This window comes from Verrucosispora sp. SN26_14.1 (assembly GCF_004307965.1).
Taxonomy (GTDB): domain Bacteria; phylum Actinomycetota; class Actinomycetes; order Mycobacteriales; family Micromonosporaceae; genus Micromonospora.
This window is the reverse complement of sequence record NZ_SISL01000382.1, coordinates 1-5527: the sequence shown is the minus strand read 5'-3', so window position 1 is coordinate 5527 and position 5527 is coordinate 1. Positions and strand designations below refer to the sequence as shown.

The following is a 5527-nucleotide window of genomic DNA, read 5'->3' as shown; positions in this document are numbered from 1 at the left end:
GCCGGGGCGGCTGCGCCCTCCGGCGGCGGTCGGACCGCGACGCTGATCACCGGTGACCGGGTCACCGTGACCACCGACGGCGGCGTCAGCGTCGTCCCGGGCCCGGGACGGTCGGAGATTCCGATGCTGACCAGCACGATCGCCGGCCGGGTACGGGTGGTGCCGGCCGACGCGCTGCCGCTGTTGCGGGCGGACCGACTCGACCCACGGCTGTTCGACGTGACCGGGCTGCTCGCCGACGGGTACGACGACGACCGACGTGCCGACCTGCCGATCATCGCCTCCACCGACAGTGGCGTCGACGGCACGATCGTGCACCGGATGACCAGCTTCCCGGCCACCGCGATGCACACCCGCAAGCAGGGCCTCGACCGGCTCTGGTCGGGGCTGACCCGCAAGGGCGCGAAGGGCAAGGTCTGGCTGGACGCCGTCGGGCGTTTCAGCGGCGCCGAGGGTATCCAGCAGATCGGCGCCCCGAGCGCCTGGCAGGCCGGCCTGACCGGCCGGGGTGTCACCGTCGCGGTGATCGACAGCGGGATCGACGCCACCCACCCCGACCTGGTCGGCCGGGTAGCCGCCCAGGTCGACTTCTCGCCGGTCTCCGAGGGCGGCGTACCCACCAGCGACGACGTCCGCGACCTGATGGGACACGGCACGGCCGTCGCCGCCGTCGCCGCCGGCAGTGGGGCCGCCTCGGCCGGCCGGTACCGGGGCGTCGCCCCCGAGGCGACGATCATCGACGCCAAGACCGGTGACTGGGACTCGACCGAGTCGGCGGTGATCGCCGCGATGGAGTGGGCGGCCGGCCCGAAGCGCGCCGCAGTCGTCAACATGAGTCTCGGCTTCCCGGACACCCCCGGCGACGACCCCCTGGAGATCGCCCTGCGCCGCCTGAGCGAGCAGCACGGCACGCTCTTCGTGGTCGCGTCCGGCAACAGCGGCGACAACGGCAACAACCCGAACGCCGCCCAGGACTACGACGTCGGGTCACCGGCAACCGCCGATGCCGCGCTGGCCGTCGGCGCGGTCGACCACGACGACCGGCTGGCGTCCTTTTCCAACCGGGGCCCACGTCTCGGCGACGACGCCGTCAAGCCCGACCTCACCGCGCCCGGCGTCGACGTCACCGCTGCCCGCAGCACCGACGCGTACGGCACCGGCCCCTACACCGACGGCCTGTGGGGCACCTCCTTCGCGGCGCCGCACGCGGCCGGCAGTGCCGTCCTGCTCAAGCAGAAGCACCCGGACTGGACCGGAGACATGATCAAAGCCGCGCTGATGGGTACGGCCCGACCGGCGTCGGGCGTCAGCGTGTTCGCTCAGGGCGCCGGGCGCGTCGACGTGGCCGGCGCGCTCGCCGGTACGGTCCTCGCCGACCCGCCCAGCCTGAGCCTCGGCACCCACACGTTCCCGCACACCGGCGCCGCGCCGACCAGCGGGACGGTCACCTACCGCAACACCGGCACCACGCCGCAGACCCTACGACTGAGCCTGACCGTGGACGGGCCGCAGACGGCGCCCACCTCCGGGATGTTCCGGGTGAACCCGTCGACGCTGACCGTGCCGCCCGGCGGCAGTGCCCAGGCCACCGTCACGGCCACCGCCTCGACGACGGCACCGGCCGGGCCGTACTCCGGGCGGCTGACCGCCGGCACCGGCGACGGCAAGCGGCTGACCACGCCGGTCGGGTTGGTCCGGGAGGCCGCCACCCACTCCCTGACGCTGCGGCATCTCGGCGCGGACGGTCAGGAGACCCGGGACTTCTACACCACCGTCGTGGGCCTGGACATCCCGTACACGTACGACTCGCTCCACCACTACGACGACGAGCAGGGCAGTGAGATCACCATCCGGGTGCCCGAGGGGCGCTACGCGGTCGTGTCGCAGATGTTCTCCCACCTGCCGGAGCTGACCTATCTGGCGCACACGAACCTGGCCGTGCGGGCCGACACCGACCTCACGCTCGACGAACGGGTCGGGCGTCCGGTCCAGGTCAGCGTGCCGGCAGCCGACGCGGTCCGCTCCGACAGCACCGTCCAGGTGGGCGTCCGCTCCGGCAACTCCTGGGTGACCGTCGGCGGCAGCAGCAACGCGTCGACCCGGATGCGGACGGCCCAGATCGGCGGGACCGGCAGCCGGGACGAGTTCGTCTCGGTGATCGGCACGGCGTTCGCCGACGGATCGGACCCCAGCCGGTACGCGTACCAGCTCGCCTGGCACCGGCCCGGCGCGCTGCCCACCGGCTTCACCAGGTCCGTCACGGCCGGAGAACTCGCCGTGGACCGGACCTCCGCCCGCGCCCAGGCCCCGGAGGGCCCGGCCGCGATGCAGTCGGCGCCGATCGTGCCGGGCTATCCGCTGACCCCGGCGTACGCCTCCACGCCGCTGGCGCAGACCCGCCACTTCAACACCGACGGCGGCATCAGGTGGGCCTCGCGGGTGTTCCAGTACTCGGACGAGGCCGTCGACTACTACACCGTCACCACGGCCGGACCGGCGATCGCCTACCGGCCCGGGCGGACCTACACCTCCACCTGGAACGCCCCGATCGTCGCGCCCTGCCCGACCGCCGGTGGCGGGTGGTCCGGCGACCAACTGGTCGTGCGGGTCGCCCCCTACTGCGACAGCGCCGGCCACCCCGGCCACGTCGAGCAGGAAACCCTCTCCGGTACGACCACCCTCTACCGCAACGGCACCGAGGTGGCCACCTCGGACCTGCCCGGTCACGCCCGATTCACCGTGCCGCCCGTACCGGGCAGTTACCGGCTCCACGTCGAGTCCACCCGGGCGGCCTCGTTCGGCCTGTCCACCCGGGTCACCGCCGACTGGACGTTCACCCGGCCGGTGACCGCGTCGCGCCTCATGGCGGTCCGCATGGCGCCGACCCTGGACGCCACCGGCACGGCACCCGCCGGCCGGTCCTTCACCATCCCGATCAGCAGCGCCGACGCCACGTCGGTCGGCCTGCGGGTCTCCTACGACGACGGCGCCACCTGGAAGTCGACCCCGGTCACCCGCACCGGCGCCGGCACCTTCCTCGGTACGGTCCGCCACCCGGCCGCCCCCGGGTACGTGTCCGTGCAGGTCACGGCCAGAGGTAGCGCCACCAGCCTGACCGAGACGGTGGTTCGCGCGTACCGGATCGGCTGATCCGAGGTGCCCCTTCACGTCGCCGCACGGGGATGTGAAGGGGCACCTCAGCGCACCAACGGCTCAACCGGCGGTGCGCTCCCAGTCGACGGTGGGCAGGCCGGCGTCGGCGAGGGCCTTGTTGGCCGCGCTGAACGGCCGGCTGCCGAGGAAGCCACGCGGGTTCATCGGGCTGGGGTGGCCCGCCTCCAGCACCACGTGCTGCGGATTGGTGACCAGCGCCGCCTTCTTGCGCGCGTAGCCACCCCAGAGCAGGAACACCACGCGCGACTCCTGGGCGTCCAGCGCCCGGATGGTGGCGTCGGTGAACTCCTCCCACCCCCGGTTGGCGTGCGAGCCGGGAGTGCCCTGCCGCACCGTCAACACCGAGTTGAGCAGCAGCACCCCCTGTGCCGCCCAGCCGTCCAGGTTGCCGCTGCGCGGCTTGGGCACGCCCAGGTCCTCGCCCAACTCCTTGAAGACGTTGCGCAACGACGGCGGCACCGAGACCCCCTCGCGCACGCTGAAACTCAACCCGTGCGCCTGGCCGACCCGGTGATAGGGGTCCTGCCCGAGGATCAGCACCCGGCAGGCCGACGGCGCGCAGAGTCGGTAGGCGGAGAAGAGGTCCTCGACCGGCGGGAAGACCGTCTGGGTCGCGTACTCCCCGGCGACGAAGTCGGCCAACGCGGCCGTGCGGGCCGGGTCGAGGTGCGGGGCGAGCACCTCGCGCCACGCCTCGGGAAGCAGGGCCGGCAGGTCGAGGGCGGGGGTGTCGTCGGGCATCGGCGGCCTTTCACCGGTCGGAACGTTTCCGGGCACTGTAGGCAGTGGGTACGACAGCGTTCGGCGCAGGGCCGTCAGCGCGGGACGGTCAACTCGGCCAGCCGGGCCGCCCAGTCGCCACCGACCGGCTCCAGCCCGACGACCCGGGTGTCGTCGTCACGCCGGTCGATCTGGATCCGCAGGTGTGCGTCGACCAGCTGCTCGACCAGCCCCTCGCCCCACTCGACCACGGTGACCGAGTCCTCCACCGAGGCGTCCAGGTCCAGGTCGTCGATCTCGGCCCGGGGGTCGCTCGCGGCTCCCAGGCGGTAGGCGTCGGCGTGCACCAACGCCACCCCGCGTCCGGTCGCCGGGTCCGGCCGGTGCACCCGGGCGATCACGAAGGTCGGCGAGGTGATGTCGCCGAGCACGCCCAGCCCGGCACCGATCCCCTGGGTCAACGCGGTCTTGCCGGCACCTAGCGGCCCGGTCAGGAGCACCAGGTCACCGGCGCGCAGCAGCCGCGCGAGGCGCCGCCCGAAGGCGTGCGTGTCCGCGACGGTCGGCAGCTCGAAACGGGTCACGGGCGGTCCCGCTCGCACGAGTCGAGGAAGCGGCTGACCGCGATGTTGACCTCGTCGGCGTGCTCCAGCATCACCACGTGCCCACTGTCGTGGATCTTGACGAACTCGGCGTGCGGCAGCCGCCGGACGATCTCCTCGGAATGCGTCACCGGCGTGATCATGTCCTTGTCTCCGACGATCACCAACACCGGCGTGTCCTCCAACGCGGCCAGCGCCGGGAACCGCGAGTGCGTCGCCAGCGTACGCAGATAGCGGGTCACCGTGTCGGCCGAGGTACGCGAGTTCATCTCCTCCACGTACGACACCAGCGACGGGCTCGGCTTACGGGTGCCGAAGCCGTACCTGCGGGTGAGCAGCCAGGCCACGTTGCTGGTGGACTTGCGGGCCCGGTCGATCACCGTTCCGCCGTAGCGGGTGACGTAGCCGGCCGTGTAGAGCACCGGCGCGCCGACGCGCCCGAGCAGAGCGGGCGCGACCAGCTTCGTCTCCGCCAGCAGACCGCCGGAGGTGGCCATCAGCACCGTGCCCACCACCCGGTCGTCGAACATCTCCGGGTACAGCTCGGCCAGCGACATGATGGTCATGCCGCCCATCGAGTGCCCGATCAGGACCAGCGGCCCGTCCGGTGCCACCTCGTCGATCACCCGGCGCAGCGTGTGGCCGAGCGCGACGAGGTCGTACTCGCCGCCCTCCAACCGCCCCGAACGGCCGTGACCGGGCTGGTCGTACGCCACGATCCGGTGCTCGCCCCGCCCGGCCAGCATCTTGCGCTGGAAGTGGAAGGTGCCCATGTCCAGGCAGAAACCGTGCACCAGCACGACCGTCGGGTTGCCCGCGACCGGACGGATCGGCTCGACCACCTCGACGTGCACGTCGGTGCCGTCGGGCAGCTCCAACCGGTGCGCCGCGTCGTAGTGCTGCTCGCCGAAGACCTCGTCGACGTACGGATCGGCCGGGTCGGCCTTGAGCCGGCGGACCAGGGCCCGTTCCGTGGCGACACCGGCGGCGAGCCCGGCGGCGGCCACGCCGAGTGCCGCACCGACCAGCCC

The 5527-nt window shown here is 72.8% G+C and carries 4 protein-coding genes; 1 reads left to right on the top strand and 3 read right to left on the bottom strand.

Annotated features, from left to right (window positions below; all coding sequences use genetic code 11):
• The coding region (locus EYA84_RS24930) for a S8 family serine peptidase (RefSeq protein WP_131055876.1) at positions 1 to 3150 on the top strand (3150 nt) is incomplete at its 5' end.
• A 63-nt stretch (positions 3151 to 3213) separates the two neighbouring features.
• On the opposite strand, the gene ung is transcribed toward EYA84_RS24930, so the two are convergent.
• The 3 genes from ung to EYA84_RS24915 form a co-directional block, all read right to left on the bottom strand.
• Positions 3214 to 3915, bottom strand: a complete 702-nt coding sequence (ung, locus tag EYA84_RS24925; RefSeq protein ID WP_131055874.1) for a uracil-DNA glycosylase — start codon at positions 3913 to 3915, stop codon at positions 3214 to 3216.
• Positions 3916 to 3989: 74 nt separating this feature from the next.
• On the bottom strand, positions 3990 to 4496 hold the full coding sequence (gene tsaE / locus EYA84_RS24920; protein ID WP_131055872.1) for a tRNA (adenosine(37)-N6)-threonylcarbamoyltransferase complex ATPase subunit type 1 TsaE: 507 nt from the start codon (positions 4494 to 4496) through the stop codon (positions 3990 to 3992).
• A complete protein-coding gene (locus tag EYA84_RS24915) occupies positions 4475 to 5524 on the bottom strand; it encodes an alpha/beta fold hydrolase (protein ID WP_131055878.1) in 1050 nt (349 codons plus the stop codon). Before EYA84_RS24915 ends, tsaE begins: the two co-directional genes overlap by 22 nt.
• Between the last annotated feature and the right edge of the window lie 3 nt (positions 5525 to 5527).

What these genes read in the sequence shown, in the direction of transcription:
- ung (WP_131055874.1), bottom strand. Translation starts at nt 3,915, where the DNA reads ATGCCCGACGACACCCCCGCCCTCGACCTGCCGGCCCTGCTTCCCGAG.